General features: G+C 47.9%; 19 protein-coding genes. 5 read left to right on the top strand and 14 right to left on the bottom strand.

Translation table 11 applies throughout. From position 1 onward, the window contains the following. Window positions 1–35: 35 nt before the first annotated feature. Genes B147_RS0124255 through gspG form a run of 7 tightly spaced genes read right to left on the bottom strand, consistent with a single transcriptional unit; the run spans window position 36 to window position 5,313 of the window. On the bottom strand, window positions 36–584 hold the full coding sequence (locus B147_RS0124255; RefSeq protein ID WP_020589798.1) for a type II secretion system protein M: 549 nt from the start codon (window positions 582–584) through the stop codon (window positions 36–38). A 2-nt stretch (window positions 585–586) separates the two neighbouring features. Beyond that, a complete protein-coding gene (locus B147_RS0124250; protein ID WP_020589797.1) occupies window positions 587–2,047 on the bottom strand; it encodes a PilN domain-containing protein in 1,461 nt (486 codons plus the stop codon). A gap of 3 nt (window positions 2,048–2,050) precedes the next feature. Next, window positions 2,051–3,163, bottom strand: coding sequence for a type II secretion system minor pseudopilin (locus tag B147_RS0124245; RefSeq protein ID WP_020589796.1), 1,113 nt, complete (start codon window positions 3,161–3,163; stop codon window positions 2,051–2,053). Next, window positions 3,156–3,866 carry a prepilin-type N-terminal cleavage/methylation domain-containing protein gene (locus tag B147_RS0124240; protein ID WP_026259801.1) on the bottom strand — a complete coding sequence of 237 codons (711 nt, stop codon included), beginning with the start codon at window positions 3,864–3,866 and terminating at the stop codon, window positions 3,156–3,158. Before B147_RS0124240 ends, B147_RS0124245 begins: the two co-directional genes overlap by 8 nt. Beyond that, the gene (locus B147_RS0124235) at window positions 3,832–4,254 is read right to left on the bottom strand and encodes a prepilin-type N-terminal cleavage/methylation domain-containing protein (RefSeq protein WP_020589794.1); all 423 of its coding nucleotides are present in this window, start codon (window positions 4,252–4,254) and stop codon (window positions 3,832–3,834) included. The genes B147_RS0124240 and B147_RS0124235 overlap by 35 nt, the downstream gene beginning before the upstream one ends. Beyond that, window positions 4,238–4,819, bottom strand: coding sequence for a pilus assembly FimT family protein (locus B147_RS0124230; RefSeq protein WP_020589793.1), 582 nt, complete (start codon window positions 4,817–4,819; stop codon window positions 4,238–4,240). The genes B147_RS0124235 and B147_RS0124230 overlap by 17 nt, the downstream gene beginning before the upstream one ends. Before the next feature lie 5 nt (window positions 4,820–4,824). Beyond that, a complete protein-coding gene (gspG, locus tag B147_RS0124225) occupies window positions 4,825–5,313 on the bottom strand; it encodes a type II secretion system major pseudopilin GspG (protein ID WP_020589792.1) in 489 nt (162 codons plus the stop codon). Between the two features lie 225 nt (window positions 5,314–5,538). Here gspG and dnaX point away from each other — a divergent pair, with 225 nt between their 5' ends. From dnaX to B147_RS0124205, 4 genes are all read left to right on the top strand, one after another. Further along, window positions 5,539–7,308, top strand: a complete 1,770-nt coding sequence (gene dnaX / locus B147_RS0124220) for a DNA polymerase III subunit gamma/tau (protein WP_020589791.1) — start codon at window positions 5,539–5,541, stop codon at window positions 7,306–7,308. A gap of 162 nt (window positions 7,309–7,470) precedes the next feature. Next, window positions 7,471–7,779 (top strand): YbaB/EbfC family nucleoid-associated protein, encoded by a 309-nt coding sequence (locus B147_RS0124215; RefSeq protein WP_020589790.1) that lies wholly within the window; start codon window positions 7,471–7,473, stop codon window positions 7,777–7,779. Window positions 7,780–7,806: 27 nt separating this feature from the next. Further along, the gene (gene recR, locus B147_RS0124210) at window positions 7,807–8,406 is read left to right on the top strand and encodes a recombination mediator RecR (protein WP_020589789.1); all 600 of its coding nucleotides are present in this window, start codon (window positions 7,807–7,809) and stop codon (window positions 8,404–8,406) included. Between the two features lie 3 nt (window positions 8,407–8,409). Next, window positions 8,410–8,823 carry a YkgJ family cysteine cluster protein gene (locus B147_RS0124205; RefSeq protein WP_020589788.1) on the top strand — a complete coding sequence of 138 codons (414 nt, stop codon included), beginning with the start codon at window positions 8,410–8,412 and terminating at the stop codon, window positions 8,821–8,823. Here B147_RS0124205 and B147_RS0124200 read toward each other — a convergent pair. From B147_RS0124200 to B147_RS0124185, 4 genes are read right to left on the bottom strand one after another with little or no spacing between them, the layout of a single operon-like run. After that, window positions 8,820–9,632 carry an OmpA/MotB family protein gene (locus B147_RS0124200; protein ID WP_020589787.1) on the bottom strand — a complete coding sequence of 271 codons (813 nt, stop codon included), beginning with the start codon at window positions 9,630–9,632 and terminating at the stop codon, window positions 8,820–8,822. The genes B147_RS0124205 and B147_RS0124200 overlap by 4 nt on opposite strands. A 30-nt stretch (window positions 9,633–9,662) precedes the next feature. Then, the gene (locus B147_RS0124195) at window positions 9,663–10,424 is read right to left on the bottom strand and encodes a motility protein A (protein WP_020589786.1); all 762 of its coding nucleotides are present in this window, start codon (window positions 10,422–10,424) and stop codon (window positions 9,663–9,665) included. Between the two features lie 5 nt (window positions 10,425–10,429). Then, window positions 10,430–11,800, bottom strand: coding sequence for an HD-GYP domain-containing protein (locus B147_RS0124190; protein ID WP_020589785.1), 1,371 nt, complete (start codon window positions 11,798–11,800; stop codon window positions 10,430–10,432). Window positions 11,801–11,825: 25 nt separating this feature from the next. Next, window positions 11,826–12,377, bottom strand: a complete 552-nt coding sequence (locus tag B147_RS0124185) for an HD domain-containing protein (protein WP_020589784.1) — start codon at window positions 12,375–12,377, stop codon at window positions 11,826–11,828. A gap of 106 nt (window positions 12,378–12,483) precedes the next feature. On the opposite strand from B147_RS0124185, the gene B147_RS0124180 reads away from it, so the two are divergent. Next, window positions 12,484–13,488, top strand: coding sequence for a LysM peptidoglycan-binding domain-containing protein (locus tag B147_RS0124180; RefSeq protein WP_020589783.1), 1,005 nt, complete (start codon window positions 12,484–12,486; stop codon window positions 13,486–13,488). A gap of 10 nt (window positions 13,489–13,498) precedes the next feature. Here B147_RS0124180 and B147_RS0124175 read toward each other — a convergent pair whose 3' ends face one another. From B147_RS0124175 to B147_RS0124165, 3 genes are all read right to left on the bottom strand, one after another. Continuing rightward, window positions 13,499–15,316, bottom strand: coding sequence for a GspE/PulE family protein (locus B147_RS0124175; RefSeq protein ID WP_020589782.1), 1,818 nt, complete (start codon window positions 15,314–15,316; stop codon window positions 13,499–13,501). A 168-nt stretch (window positions 15,317–15,484) separates the two neighbouring features. Next, on the bottom strand, window positions 15,485–15,673 hold the full coding sequence (locus B147_RS0124170; RefSeq protein ID WP_020589781.1) for a ferredoxin family protein: 189 nt from the start codon (window positions 15,671–15,673) through the stop codon (window positions 15,485–15,487). A gap of 112 nt (window positions 15,674–15,785) precedes the next feature. Then, entirely contained in the window at window positions 15,786–16,742 is a 957-nt protein-coding gene (locus tag B147_RS0124165) for a hypothetical protein (protein ID WP_020589780.1), read from the bottom strand. Between the last annotated feature and the right edge of the window lies 1 nt (window position 16,743).

Genomic DNA, 16,743 nt, shown 5'->3' with positions numbered 1-16,743 from the left:
TCTCTCTTTATTGCCGGTAAGGCAAACAAAAAGTCTTAAGATCCATTTCCCTTTTCTTCCTTTAACGCCAGAGTCTGGGTTTCAATTACGGCATCCAGAAACTGCCCCTTGTCACCGGACTTTGTCAGGGACAGTGAAGTAACGGACACGCCCTGGGGTGATGTTTCAATTCTGAAAAGAAAATCCACCAGCCCTTTCAAGTACACTTGCTGAAGCTTGACCGTTACCCGGGAAAGTATATAATTACTGTTGTCCATATCCTGGGAAAACGGTTTCATATAGGCAACATTTTTTTTCACAAGACTTTTGGATGACAGAGACTCCAGAAAAGAAAACAGCGTAAACTTAGGCCCCCTTTTTTCAAGGGCATCTTTTTCCAGATCAAAACTTTTTGCGTATTGTTGATATGTCATTTCAAGGGCCTGCATCCGTTTAAGATCCATGGCTTTTGAAACTACTTTTGTTTCAAGCATTGCCCGCTTGTCCACGGCCGGGAGGTAAACAAACCAGACAAGACTGAACAGCACAAGAAATACAGTGCCGGCGACTATAAATTTTTTATCCCGTTTTGACAGTTCAAACATAATCAGATCTCAATAATAAATTTAAAGTCCACCCGCTTGCCGCCCTTTCCTGCCACTGCACTGCCGATATTGACCTTTTTGAAGAACGGCGACTTTTCAATGAACCCCTTTACCTGATCAATGGTATTATAATTATCAGCAGACCCGGACAGGATCATCCGCGTTTTATCCAGCATCAGCCGGCTCACCTGAACATCTACGGTTTTCGGAACACAAAGGGATAGCTCAAGCAGGATACTGCCGGCCCGAACACGGTCTAAATTTTCAGCATCGGCATTTGCAGAGCCGCCCCGGGTCTGTTCCCCGACACTTGCCTGCATGAGCAGCAAAGGATCAATGTTTCCGATGCTTTTATTTGGAAAGGTCTTTTTATAAATGGCAGTCATGGCCTGGTTTTGCAGATCAACCTGTTTTTCAAGCCGTGAGATATCCATATGGATATTGACAATGAAAAGAATAAAAGACAACAGAGCCATGGCACAGCAACTTGCGATATATCCTGCGTAGGTCCGGACAAATGAATCGGAGTTGTATTCCCCCTGGCACATGTTCAGCATCCCGAGGTCCGGGGACATTAAAGCAATGCGCTCGGATACATCCACAAAGGCCGGTCCAGTCATGGATTCCGATAATTCCTTTTCGCTAACACCCTGGCCGGTAAAATCGGACTGAAACTTGAAAATATCTGCAAGGGTCTTTTGCATCCCCTTTTGGACGGATGTGTCAAGATCCCCACAAATATAAACATGAAAGGGATCGGTTATACCAAAACGCTGCCAGAACCCTAACAACATCTGCCTGATGGCCTGCTCCGGCAGTGAAGAAGCTGGGTTTTCGGCAAGGGTGCGGACCTGCACAATTTCTCCCTGGACCACCAGGATCAAAGCCATCTGACATCCGTCCATGTCCAGGAAAACAAAATTTTTCTTTTCTTTATTCTGTTTTAGAAACGAGGCTGCCATGGCCAGGGCTCCCGGCACAATGGCCACAGGTTTAAGGCCGGCAGCCATAAGGCTTGCATGGTAAGACTTAAGTATCTCTTCCTCAATGGACCCGGAGAACACCAAAGGAGCCGACTGTTGTGTGTGCAGTTCATACCTGAAAAAATCAGTCACCACAGGGCCCAGTTCCTTTGGAAACCGGGCGTTAAGTTCCAGGGGCAGAACCTGCCGAATTTTTGACCGGGATGTAAAGGGCAAACTGATACTTCGAAAATAAAATTGGCCGGCCGGCAAAAGCAGCATGACCTGAACAGTGTTGTCCTTTTGAATGGCCGGGTCAATGGCCTGGACAACGGCGGCCAGTCCCGCATCAAACAGGCTCTGATCTTCACCAACCGTTTCCAGATCTTCATAAACCACACGGGCCAAATCCTGAACAGATTGGGATTTGCCGTGCCTATCCACCATCCAGGCATCAATCCCCATGCAATTTTCACGGATGATCAAAATGGGGTCTGCCATGGTTTATCCTCTTTCCATTTGAAGAATCCGGCAAACCCACTTGCCTGTCAAATCTTGTTTTTCCCGTTTAATCACAGCGTGCAAGGTCACCTGAGAGCCATTTTTTTTGGCAGTACAATCTGCCGTGAACACATTGCTCGAATAGGTAATCATCTTTTCAAATGCTTTTTTTTCATCATCACCTAGTGCAATAACGTCCTCAAACCAGCCGGATTCAAGGGTATGGGTATATTCCTGGCCCAGGTTTGCCTTGTCAGACCGGTAATCGGCAAGGTCCTGGGCATTTACATCGCGCCCTTCCGGCAGCAGTGCTGCAAGCACCGCCACAGGAGCGGTATTGATATTTACCTTGCCTGAAAATGAAAACCGGTTCTCTTCGGAATCCTGGTCATCTAAAAGGCCGTATACGGTAAACATATCCTTTGTATCCACCTGGGTAGACTCATCCATCCCCTGACTGATATATGACGGGGATAAAATTGCGTCAACAACCCCTTTGACAAGAAACAATTCGCTAACATGCATAAAGGGACCATTGGCACAGGTATACGGCATATCCAGGGACTCATAATAGTTCGCCTCGGCACCTGTCAACCCTGTTATGGCATCATCGTCCTTTGAATCAAGCCAATCCTTGAGCGCATTGATAATTTCAACAGCGCTGCCGGCGTCTTCGGGCTTGTCTTCCGGAGCTGCCAGGGTTAAGAACCGTTCCAGGACCATCATCTGGGCATCATTGGGCTCGTTGCCGGGAAATTGTTTGAGTAATGCATTTAACTGTAATTTCCCCATTTCATCGGAAATTTTTAAGGATAAATCTGCCGGGTTCAGTCCCATGGCGGCCACAGCCAAGGCAATTTGTTCAGGATCCGCCCATGTTTCCTGGATGGAATCGATCTCGTTGTCAGCTGCATCAACGGCCAGCATCATCATGGACAAATGGATGCCGGACATGGCCATTTCCCGGGCCGCAAACATATCATTCTCGGTAATTGTCCCCGAAGCCGCCTGCTTTGCAAGGCGCCCGGCTTCCAACGCCACTACGCAGAGAATAGCAACCACAGCAATGGTGGCAATCAGTGCCGCACCCTTTTGATTTCTGTAAATACTAACCATCAGACTGCCTTTGTACCGGTAAAACCACGGCAGTTTCAAATGCTTTTTCTTTGTTTTCACTTTTCAGGGTCAACCCTATATTCAATGCACAAGGAACAGATGCCCCGTCACTGTCCGTATCCGCATCCCACTCCTGGTGTTCATTACGCTTTGCATCAACAAAATCAATGGTAAATCCGGTAATATTTTCCACAAGGACCGGATCTGAGCACGGCTCCGTCTCCCTGTCGCTGCCAATAGGCCGCTCAGCCCGGCAAAGATCAAACAATTCCCGGTTATTTTTTCGAACGTAATAGGTTACTCGAACGACACCGGATGGTCTGCTGCGGCCTATTTGCAGCCCTGAAAGGCTGGCAAATTCAAGGGTGGAAAATGTCTGTCCGCCTATGCTGCTCTCACTGCCGGTCATCTGAAACGTATCCACATCCTGACCATTGATGCTGTTTTGAACACTGGTTATCCTGGATTCCGGCACGTATATCTCGGTCAGATCATCCAGAATTCTTCTAAATGCATCCCTGGCCCGTTCATTATAGTCAACACCGTGTGCAATGGACTTTCCTGTGGAGATAAACGCATCGAAAGATGAAAACAGCATAACCATAACAAATGAAAAAATAACAAGGGCCACCATCAATTCCATCAAGGTGAACCCTCCGTCTGTTCGGTTAGCTTGCAGGGGCAAACCGGAATGTTTCAACATGGTAGGACCGATCCCCCTGCTTACGTGTTATTGTTAGATCAATTTTTTTCAATGTACCTGCCTCTTCGGCCAAATCCGGCATGATGTCAGAAAGGTTCGCGGCTACATCCGTCACCTCACACTGCCAGGTATATCCTTTAAACGCCTGGTCAAACTCGCCTTTCAACTCCGGGTCATTTATGGAAAGCTCAATTTGGGCAAGGGCCTTGGCGGCAAGATACCGGGCTGCTGTCTGGAAATCATCGGCCCCGGCAAGATTGATGGTCCCGGACTGCATACGAAACAATGCCGTCATAACCGTTGCAATAATGGCCATGGCCACAATCACCTCAATCAAGGTAAAGCCGGCCTGCAGCCCCTGCCGGCCGCCATCATATGCAGTCGTCATAGGACACATATCGCTCGATCAGGTGAACCGTCTTCTGAAACATGCATATTTGAATGGTCATTTCCCGGCTCTCTTCCCGAACATGAATCAGGACCCGATCTGAATACCCTTTGCTGAAAAAACAGATGCTTTTGTCATCACCAGCCCTGGTGCCGTCATCCGGGAATTCCAAATTGAGCAATTGCAGATCACCGTTCAATGATACGCCGTTATTCAAGGCAACCTGCCGGGCATCCTCATCCATGGTATCATCCGTCACATAAATTTTCTCGGAACCCGAATCCATATACAGGGTAAATTTTTTATTTTCCACCACGGCCCGAAGCTTTAAATCCTCCAGGAGAAAAATCAAACCGGACACATGATCCGAGGCATTTGAGGTCAAATGAATCTGACGAAACAATGGGATTGAAAACATAAGAACAATGGTGAAAATGCCCACCACCACCATGAGTTCAATAAAGGTAAAACCGGAATGATTTATACGAAAGCCCCAACACCCCTTTAAATTATTTTTATATTTTTGTGGCTTGAGTATAGGTATTGATGAACCGGTTCCGCCCAAGGCCGTTATTCCTGCACGTCCCAGTTGGTGATGTCCGCATTGATTCCCTCTCCTCCGGATTCTGCGTCCGCACCATATGAAATCAGGTCAAACGTACCATGGACACCGGGGCACAGGTAGACATACTCGGTTCCCCAAGGATCCTTGGGCACCCTTTTCTTTTCAAAATATCCGTTTTCGTTCCAACTGCGGGGGACGGGATCTGTGGTCGGCTTTTCGATCAAGGCCAAAAGGCCCTGTTCCGTTGTGGGGTAAAACCCATTGTCCAGTTTGTACATCTTCAGGCTGGTTTCAATGGCAGCAATGTCCACCTGGGCTTTGACAATTTTTGCCTTGTCCGCCTTATCCATATATCTTGGCACAATGGCGCCGGCCAGAATCCCCAGGATGATGACAACCACCATCAGCTCAATAAAAGAAAAACCTGCCTGGTTTCCAATCTGTCTGCCGTACTGCCTGAATATTTTTTTGCACACCTGTTTATCCATTTTCATTTATGACCGCCTTTAGTTGCTGCCTTTCAGCCAGTTTAGATACGAATTTTTAAATCACTAATTTGAATGAATTATTAAAAAAATAAAAACAAATGACAAGAAAAAACATTCTGCTAGTTTTTTGTTTCAAAACAAATTACCACTCGACATTGACCCGTAACACCCCCTCTGGTATAAAGCCTTGTACTTTTTAGCAAGAAACATCAAAGGTCTTTGGATACAACCATGTCTTATCAGGTTCTGGCATTAAAATACCGACCCCAGACATTTTCAGAAGTTGTTGGACAGGATCATGTCACCACCACCCTGACCAACGCCATTTCCGGAAACAGGGTCCCCCATGCGCTTCTGCTGGCAGGCCCCAGGGGCACCGGCAAAACCACTATTGCCCGCATCATGGCCAAAGCCATGACATGCCGGACCGGTCCGACCCCGTCGCCGTGCAACGAATGCAGAATCTGCAAAGATATTATCAACGGGCATTGTGCAGATGTTTTTGAAATTGACGGTGCCTCCAACAACAGCGTGGAGCAAATCCGTGAATTGAGGGACAATGTGGCCTACATGCCCTCTGCCGCCAGATACAAAATCTATATTATTGATGAAGTCCACATGCTTTCTGTGGCTGCCTTCAATGCCCTGCTCAAGACCCTTGAAGAGCCCCCGGACCATGTTCTTTTCATCTTTGCCACCACGGAAGTCCACAAAATTCCGGCCACTATCCTGTCCCGGTGCCAGCGCCATGACCTGTCGCGGATCGCCTTGGATAAAATCAGCAGCCACCTTGAAAATCTGTGCCGAAAAGAAGGCTATACGGTTGAAACGGAGGGGCTGGAGTTGATTGCTTTAGAGGCGGACGGTTCCATCAGGGACGGTTTAAGCCTTCTGGACAGAATTCTTTCAGCCGGACCTGAAAAAGAAATTGACCGGCAAATGATCACCCAAAGGCTTCGGGGCACGGACCGAAGAATTCTTTTTGCCATCTCTTCGGCCGTACTGGAAAGAAACGGGGCGCAACTCATCGACCTTGTCGGCAAAATCAATGACTCCGGCATGGACTTAAAAGAATTTTATTCCGGTATCATTGCCCAGTTCAGGAACCTGAACATCATCCGGCTGTGCGGAAAAGAGAGCCCTGTGCTCAATATGATTGAAACGGAAAAACTTGAGCTTGACCGGATGTGCAAAAATTTTCCGCCTGCCTATCTTGGGATGCTGCTGGATCTTCTTTTAAAAGAGGAAAGCATTGTGCGTTTTGCATCCCACACTCAGACCGCCGTGGAGATAGTATTGCTCAAAATGATTCAAATTGAGCCTGAGACCCGGCTTGATGAAATCATTACCAAGGTGGATTTATTGGCACGTCAATTAGAAAGCCGCCTTGATCAAACCGGTGTTGAGCCACATTCAACGCAAGATGATACGCCGACGCCGACATCGGCGCCGCCTAAAGAACAGAGCTCCGGTGCCGGCCCCAACGAACCACCGCCTTCAGCCCCCCCTCGGCCAACGCCGACACCGCAGCCCCCGCCCTATGAATCGAAACGGGAGCCGCCACCGTCAAATATCCCGGACTATCCGCCTGAGTCATCCAACTCACCGGAACCCGCTCCCCCCACGTTGCTGAAGGCGCAAGAAGACCCGGGACCTGCAACCTGGCCGCAGTTCATGGATGTACTTCAACGAGAGCAACCCTTTATTTTCGGTTTATTTTCCAAGGGCCAGGCAGACGCATCGGCCACGGACAAAGTGATTGTAACCCTTGCATCCTGCTCAGGATTTGAAAAATCCAGACTCGACACCAAAACCAAAGCGCTGGCGGAACTGGGCCAAAAACATTTAGGTAAATCCATTGAAATAAGCATAGAAAATAACAGCGGGCCGAAGGATGATACTATCCGGCAGCAACATTCCCTGCAAAAGGTGGAACAAGCCGCGGCAGGCCACCCCATGGTCCAGCATGCGGTACGTTTATTTGACGCGGACATCATATAACAGCCACGGGCTGACCTGACATATCAATTGATAGGCATAGCCTACAACAAAGCTTGAAAGATATGAGTAACTTACCCAGACTTTCTTATAAACGGCCAAGGCCGGCCCACAACAAGACATAAAAATAACTTACTGTGATATTGACCCAAAAGGAGATAGCCCATGAAAAATATGAACAGCATGATGAAACAGGCCCAGAAACTGCAAAAAAAAATGCTGCAGGCCCAGCAGGATCTGGCAACCAAAACCGTTGAAGCCAGTTCAGGTGGCGGCATGGTAAAAGTGGTGGCCAATGGTGTCCAAACAATTGAATCCATTGTCCTTGAAAAAGAGGTGGTTGATCCCGAAGATGTTGAAATGCTGCAGGACCTTGTACTTGCCGCAGTGAATGACGCCTTGAAAAAATCCCAGGAGATGGTCTCCGCTGAAATGGGAAAACTGACCGGCGGCATGAATATTCCTGGTCTGTAATATTTTTTAAATTAACCAGGACCCATTGTGAACCATTATCCTGAAGCCATTGTCAAGCTGATCCATTCGCTTTCCACCCTGCCGGGCATAGGAAAGAAAACAGCTGAGCGCCTGGCCCTTCATATTCTTCATGCCCCGGACCATGAGGCTGCGTCTCTGGCCGCAGATATCATTGAACTGAAAAAAACCGTCAAGTTATGCGCATCCTGTTTTGCACTCACGGACCGGGAAACCTGCCGGATCTGTTCAGACCCCGGCCGGGACCATAGCGTGATCTGTGTGGTGGAAAACCCCGCCGACATGGCGGCCATTGAAAAATCAGGGGGATTTTCAGGCGTATACCACATCCTTGGCGGTGCCCTGTCCCCCATTGACGGCATCGGCCCCAAAGACATCCGCCTGGCCGAACTGTTCAGGCGGACCCGAGGCAATAAAGTCAGGGAACTGATCCTTGCCACCCGGACCAATGTGGAAGGTGAAGCAACGGCTGCCTACATCCGGGGCAAACTGACTACAACAAAAATTAAAATCACCCGAATTGCATCGGGTATACCCATGGGTGGGGATCTCCAGTATGTGGATCCCCTGACTATGCAAAAAGCCATGGAAAAACGTTACGGGATCTAAAAAATGCTGACACCGGAAGATATTTTTGACTGTACATTATGTGGACAGTGCTGCAAAGGCTTTGGCGGCACCTATGTGGATGAAGAGGATATCAGGAAAATCTGTAATTATATCCAAGCAGATCCTGACACCTTTGTGGAAAAATATTGTGACATGTCCGGATCAAGGCCGGTGCTGACACTGGGAAAAGACGGAAGCTGTATTTTCTTTGATCCCCAAAAACAGTGCACCATCCATCCGGTCAAACCATATATGTGCCGGGCCTGGCCTTTCATAAAAGCCCTGATTCACCATCCGGAAAATTGGGATATCATGGCAAACTCCTGCCCAGGCATGAAAAAAGGTGCCCCACCCAAAGATATTTCACGCATAGCTGCCATGGAAAAAGAAAAGCTTGATCGAACTTTTAATCGTTAGCGTCCACTCTTATACATGCCTTCGAACTGGCGGGCAATACTGTCACGCTCATAAACAATTTCCACCCGCCGGTTCCTGGCCCGGCCCTGGGGCGTATCATTGGTGGCCACGGGATGATACTGGGCATAGCCTTCAGCAGAAATATAAAAAGGCGGCACCCCGTTTGCGACCAGCAGGCGTGCCACAGTAGATGCTCTGGCCGAAGACAGTTCCCAATTGGAGGGATAAATGGGTGACTTAATGGGCTCGGAATCGGTATGCCCCCGGACTTTTACATGGTATGCAAGCCGCGACAACACCGTTGCCACTTTTTCAAGGATCTCCAACCCCTTGGGCGATAACTTGGTGCCGCCTGCTGAAAAAAGCAGCAAGTCGGACATGGTAATGACCACACCAGCCTCGGTTTTAGTAACACTGACCTCCCCGCCCAGTTTATTGAAAAGGACCAGTTCCCTGACTTCAGAAACAATATCATCCATCTCCTTTTCGATCATGCCGCCGAGTTCATCAATGGACGGGCTGTCTTCTGTTTTTTCCGAAGGCACCGGATGCATGGTCAATCCTTCCCGGGTACCGGATTCAGGCACAGCCTGGGCACCCAGGGCACTTCTCAGGGATTTGACCAGTTCTTTGTAAGTCTCCTGCTGGGTGGTACTCATGGCAAACAAAAGAACAAAAAAGCACATCAAAAGCGTTACCAGATCCGCAAAGGTTGCCATCCAAGCAGGCGCACCTTCGGTGACATTGATAATCTCTTCTTTGACGACCTTTTGTTTTCCGCTACCGGATTCTTCGTCGTTTTCAGCCATGTCTTTATCCTTACAATCTGAAACCGGGAATTATTTCTTCTCTTCCTTGGCACCATCCCCCAAGTAGACTTTAAGCTTGTCTTCCATAAGTTTTGGGTGTTCGCCTTCCCGGATGGATAAAATACCCTCGTAAACAATATTCATATTGGTAATTTCTTCTTCGGTACGCCCTTTGAGTTTATCACTCATGGGAATGAAAAAAAGGTTGGCCATGATGGCCCCGTAAAATGTGGTAATCATGGCAACGGCCATTTTCGGACCAATGGTGGAAGGATCATCCAGATTGGCCAGCATCTGCACAAGGCCGATCAGCGTGCCGATCATGCCAAATGCCGGTGCATAGGCCGCCATGCTGGCGAAAATGGCCGAACCGGTATCCAGATCCTTTTTGGTCAATTCCATCTTCTTTTCCATAATCTGCCCGATATCTTCGGTCTTAACTCCATCCACGGTCATTTGCAGGGCCTGGGCCAGATAAGGATCCGAAGTACTCTGAATATCACCTTCTATGGACAGCAACCCCCCCTTTCGGGCCTTATTTGATATTTCCGTAAGATTGGCAATGATATCCTCGGCTTTTTCGATCTTGAACATGAATACCTTAATGGCGGTTTTAGCTATGCCAATAATATCACCCAGTGGGAAACCGATCATGGTTGCGGCAATGGTACCGCCGACAACAATAAGAATAGAAGGAATATTGATAAACATACCGATGGGACCGCCCATGAGAATGGTGCCCAGAATGAACCCGACACCGGAGACGCAGCCGATTATTGAAGAAATATCCATTCGTTTCAGACCTTTATATAAACAGTTTCGTCTACAGGATATGCCCTGTGATATTGTATGATCTTATCAATGGCCTGTTGGGTCAGCGTCTGCCCGGCAGGCAGCAGTTTCGTGCCGGTCCGGGTGAACAGCGTTGCGCTGAGAATCATTCCCGGTTTCAGCTGTTCCACGCCGACACCCCGGACATTGAGCGTATCTCCGCCCAAATGCAGCACCGCATACTTTTCAAGCCATCCGGCGACCTGGGGATCAAGTCGGCGGCCGATTATAGGCTCAAGCCCTGAAAGCAAATCCTGGATGCCAAAGGCCCCGTTGTTCTCCCGAAGGGTCTCCAGTTCATCCGCAGCAGCAAGAATCCGTGACGCCAAAGGAATATGGCGGCGCTTCAAGCCATCAGGATATCCTGTGCCGTCCACATTCTCGTTTAAACAGCGAATAATCGCCGCTGCCTTTTCAAATCCCCGGCAATGGCTGAGCAGTTCAGCCCCTTTAACAGGAAACTGCACCATCATAGCTTCATCATATACGCTGGAACTGATGTCTGGATCTTGATCTGCCCCTCCCAAACCGGGCATTTTTTCGCAACTATACTCCTTTGAAAGGAAAAGAAGTCCGATTTCATGAAGCATAGCAGCTTTTGCAAGATCCTCCAACTGTTTTTGAGACAAACCCATCTTCGTTGCGATAAAACAGGCAATTTTCCCCACACGCTCGCCATGGCCGCGATTAAGCTCCACCCGCTGACGGATCAAAGCATAAAGAATGTGGCCGAATCCTTCCATATCCGCAGCCATCTGTGTCTTAATCTCCAAAAGGATTTGCTTTAAGCGCCTGCGCTCCTGGGACATTTGATGAATCTGTTTTAAAGCGGTGTTCAGATTGCTTTTATCCTCAAGCAATTCATCTTTGACCGTTTTTAATTCGCGTTTAAACCGATCCAGATACCCAAAGGTTTTTTCAAGGGAAGCGGTTTTGGAAAACAGTGTCTGTTCAAGATGAAGTTTATCTATTACGCCTTTGGCCTTAACATCAATCTCCCGTGTATCCAAAGGCCAGTCCACCACCTGGTCGGCACCCGATGCCATAACACTTAATCGGACACCTTTCTTGGTTTCTTCAGGTACGATGACAAAAATTGCCGGAGAAAATTTGAAATTATGATCGCGAGACGACTCAAACCATGACCGGAACTTTTCCGGGTCAACATTGGCGTCATGGACAAAGGGATCCATCAACACAATATCCGGTCGCTGTTTCAGGAATTTTATCTCATCAGGCGTATTGACACAGGTAATGATGAAAAGATGCGGCTCTGCAGACGCAAGATCCTGGGGGCACCGGGGCCCCACATATAAAATTGTAAGGCGCAAAGCCATAAATCAAATGACACCTGTATCTTGTCTATTCCGAATATCCACGGGTCCACCATTCATCCCAGCGTGTACCAAGAATCTCCCGGGCAAGCTGTTTACCCGTATCTGTCTTTAGGCGGTCGATCACAAAGGGCAACCAGGATTCAGGGGAGGTGGCGCCAAGGTCTTTTAATTTTTTAAGCTCAAGAATAAAGGAAAGCTGATCCGCATCATTGGCCAACCGGGCTTCAATGGTTTCCCCCTGGTTGAATTCATCAATGAGTTCGGGAATATCTTTTGCCCAGTCAAGACTTTGGATCATATCTGACACCGCATGGGGTTCATCCACTGTATTATAATGTTTGTTCACGTAATTCAAATCCCCTGTCCGGGCCTCGGCTGTATCGTGCACCAGGGCCATGGAAATGAGCTTTTCAGCATCGACATCCGGTTCAAGACGGGCCATGACAAAACACAAAAAAGCTGTGGTAAAGCAGTGTTCAGCAATGCTTTCCTGCCCTGCACCTAGAAAAGCATACCCAGCTCGGTTCAGGTCTTTGAGCATCCGCACTTCAAACAAAAGATCGGCAATCCGTGTCATTTCGCATCCATTTCATGTGACTTAGGCAACAAATATTGACATTTTATAGAACATTAGCTTAAATAAAGTCAAGATTTACACGGATCCACACATCATTGGAGGCCCCATGCCGGTTCACGATAAAATGTTTTCATCCCTGGTGTTCTTGACCGTTGCTTGCACTTTTGCCTGCCTTTCCCCGCTTAGCGCCCGGGAAGAAGTGAAAAAGTTTGACACAAATCAGGATACAGGCTTTTACTACACCATTAAAGAAGGCGACACACTCTGGGATTTGTCCCAAAAATTTTATAATTCCCAATGGGACTGGCCAGGCCTGTGGGAGATAAACAAAGAAATTAAAAATCCCCACTGGATTTATCCGGGCAACACCATCAGGGTATATCTCAAACCTGAATTAAAAAAGCAGGCCCCTGAAGAATCCAACCGGATGGCGGTTGAAACCCGGTTTAATTATCCAGCCATTCACAGAACCGGATTTATAAAAAAAGAACAGGTACCGGCCCTTGGTACGGTGTTACGGGAAAAAAAGGGCAATATCATGATGGCTACCAATGACATTGTTTACATCAGGCCCTCGGGGCAAACCCCTTTTGTTACCGGGCACAGGTACCAGATTTATTCCACCTCCCGGGTGAATCAAACCATCGGCACAAGACGCTACAAAGGCATCAAGCACTTGGTCAAGGCTGACCTTGAGATAATCGAAGTCAATACACAATATGCGGCCGGCAAAATTAAAAAAGCCTACAGGGATGTTGAGTCAGGAGATCTGGTCATGGATTTTTATCCAAGACAGCCCACATTTGAGGTGGATGAACACCCTGATCCCGTGGATGCGGTTTTGCTCGGTTCCGAGGATGACAATATTCTGGTTAACGATTACCGCATCGCATTTATAAACAAAGGCGCCGAAGATAATATCCAGCCGGGCAACATTTACACCATCAAGCGCGGTAAAGAAACCGAATCGGTTTACGATGTCAAAACAGGATTGGATATCGCACCTGTAGCATCCGGCAGGCTCATTGTTCTACACACGGAACCGGCAAGTGCGACGGTCATGGTACTCTCGTCCATCCAGGATATACACCCCGGCGATATCGTGAATTAGGGACCCGGCGTTACGCCTGCTCCCAGGTCACCCTCAGGATTTCCTGGTAGGTTGTCTGTCCGTCAAGCATTTTTTTTATCCCGTTTTCCCTTAAAGGAACCAAACCTTGTTCACGGGCTGTCCGGCGCATGTCACCAAGATTTGCGTTTCGGGTTGTCAACTGCTTTAGCCCCCGGGTATAGGCAAGGATTTCATAAATCCCGGTCCGGCCGCTGTAGCCGGTATTTCTGCATTTCATACATCCCTTGCCATGCTTCAGCGTCAAGGGGCCGGCACCCGGCACCAAAAGTCCTAAATCCGATAGCTCCCGACGGTCCATTTCAAAGGGTTGGGCGCAATAGGGACAAATTTTGCGCACCAGGCGCTGGGCAACCACTCCGGTAAGGGCGGAATGAATCAAATAGGGCGGGATACCTAAATCCAAAAGCCTGAAAACCGTGGATACGGCATCATTGGTATGCAGGGTGGACAACACCAAGTGCCCTGTCAGGGCAGCCTGTACGGCAGCCTGGGCCGTTTCAAGATCGCGGATCTCTCCCACCATAATGATATCCGGATCCTGGCGCATGATATTACGGAGAACCGATCCAAACGTCACATCAATGGCCGTCTGAACCCCAATCTGGTTAAACTCCTCATGGATCATTTCAATGGGATCTTCAATGGTGGTGATATTGACTTCAGGTGATGACAGCATGCGCAATGAAGAATATAACGTGGTGGATTTCCCGGATCCTGTTGGGCCTGTGACCAGTACAATCCCAAAGGGCATGGTGATCAGTTTCTTATATTTCTTCAGATCTGCCGGTGTTAATCCTAAGCTTTCCAGATCCTGGAAAAGGATTTCAGGGTCCATGATCCGCATCACCACCTTTTCGCCAAATGCCACAGGGATCGTAGATACCCGAAGTTCCACTTCCTGTTCCTTTTTGAGCATTTTAATCCGCCCGTCCTGGGGCCGTCTTTTCTCGGCCATATCAAGGGCAGACAAATTCTTAATACGGCTGACTACAGCGTTGTGAAGTTTTTTTGGCAATTTGTACACAGTGTGCAATGCCCCGTCAATGCGCATGCGTACAAGGCAGATATCTCTTTTGGGTTCAATATGAACGTCACTGGCCTTCTGGTCAAAGGCGTAGGAAAACAGATGGTTCACGGCATTGACAATATGCTGATCCGTAGACGGCGGTTCATCCATGTTACCGAGTTTCACAAACCGTTCAAGATTGCCTAAATCCACCCCGGTGCGGGAAAATAAATTTTCCGCCGCACTAATGGAATGGTGAAACCCGAAAAATTCCTTGATGAGCTTTGCCACATCCGTTTTTGAACTGACAATGGGGGATACCTTCAGATTGGTCACCCGCTGCACATCATCAATAGCCTCATGGTTAAAGGGATTAGGGGTGGCCACCACCAGTTTGCCATCGCTCATCTTCAAAGGCAACAGCAGATGCCTTAGGGCAAAGGAGCGGGAAATGGTGCCGGTGACAAGATTAAGTTCGAGCTTTAAAGGATCAATTTTTTTATACGGAAGATGCCAGGAATCGGCCAGGGTTTTAAAAATCAGATCTTCATCAATCACTTTGTCGGGTTTGTCCAGCCGGTTCAAATTCAAATAGACCAGCACATCAATAAAAGAAAGGCGGGAAAGCGCATGTTGTCTGTCCACAGGTGCATTTCCGCCGGTTTGCCGGACAAGTTTATCTTTGATCTCCTGCTCCCGGGAAAGTAAGTCCTTGGCCTGGTCCGCAGAGATCAAGCCTCCTGAAATCAGTGCCCGGCAAATGGCCTTACTGCTGAAATATCTGTCAGAATTTAAATGCATAACGACCATATTGGAAGTAGTAAACAGCCTGATTGAAATTTTTGCCCAACGAAGTAATCGGCAAAATTTACGGCTTTCGGTCGGGCACTATGTAAACTGATAAAACAAAAATGCCGGGCTCCCTCAGAGGAAAAACCCGGCATTCATTGGATATAAGACAACGCTTGTTTAGTCTTCTTCTATGGTGATGGCGTCTTCTTCACAAACTTCTACGCAGCTTTCGCAGCCCATGCATTCTTCTGCATTAACGGGATCGGATTTGCCGTCTACCATTTCAAATACTTCTGCGGGGCATACATCAACGCATTCTTCGCAACCTACACATTTTGCCTGATCAACGATCGGGGTAAAAGCCATTTTAAACCTCCTTAAAAATTAATAATACAGTTCTATAAACTCATCTTTTCAAAAGATAATAACCTGATTCAGCACCCGCTTTTACAACAATGCTTTTGCTAAAACAAGCTTTTTATGAGTTTAGTTCCACCAGACATACGCCGATTTGTCCGCCTGGATTTTTTTTAGTTAAATTCAAATCTCCAAGTCCCGAAAAAAACCGAATTTGAATCCGCCCGGTCACGGGATCTTGGTCAGCACTGCCAAAATAGTCTTTTTCAGGATCGGGTGTCAGGCCCTGGGCCATCTGCTCCATGATTGCCTCTATTTTAAAATGCTGTTGCTCTGTGAACTCACGATCTTTTTCATGCACTTTTATGGAATCAATGTCAAGGGCATTTATCTCCTGGCCCGCACCGGTCAAAAATTCATCCATGACAGCCCTGCTGGTGGTGATCAGAACCGGCGTACCGTCTTGGTCAAAGCATTCTGCATCAACAGCCGCCTTAAGCCAGGCTTTAATTCTTTTTTCAGTCATGGCCTGACCCGGCTCAGGGGATTGGGCAGGGGTTACTGACAGGGACATGTCTCCTTCCCCTTTCAGTTCGGCAAAAAGCGCTGCGTTTTCCTGATCCAGCGTATCCAGAGCGCTCTTGATATCCTGGGATTGCCTGTCATGAATATCAGCAAGTTTAAGGAAAACAAGTGAATCGTTGCTGTCCGGAGCGGTTGCTGCATCCGGGTCATGGGAAACGGCTCCTTTACGAATACCGGCACGGATGGCAGCCACACCTGAATCATCTTTAAAAAAAATATTCTCACGAATCAAATTCCGAAAATTTCTTTCATCACCCTGATGAATGGCGGCCCAGTCCAGGTAGGCGCGGACCTTTTGTTCGGCCAGAGCAAGTTTGTCTTCATCAAGGCGAACCCGTGTTAACGTGCCTTTGGCCGCAAGATCCGCCATGGGCTCCGGCAGCACAGCGCCGTCGTGAATATCCAACACATTCAGATTGTTAAAGAAACAAAATAAAACCCTTGCCTGACGGACATCCATAAAAGTAAATGGAAAAAAATAAAGATTTATCATA

This window comes from Desulfobacter curvatus DSM 3379 (assembly GCF_000373985.1).
Classification (GTDB): Bacteria; Desulfobacterota; Desulfobacteria; order Desulfobacterales; family Desulfobacteraceae; genus Desulfobacter; species Desulfobacter curvatus.
This window is presented reverse-complemented; position numbering and strand designations above follow the sequence as displayed.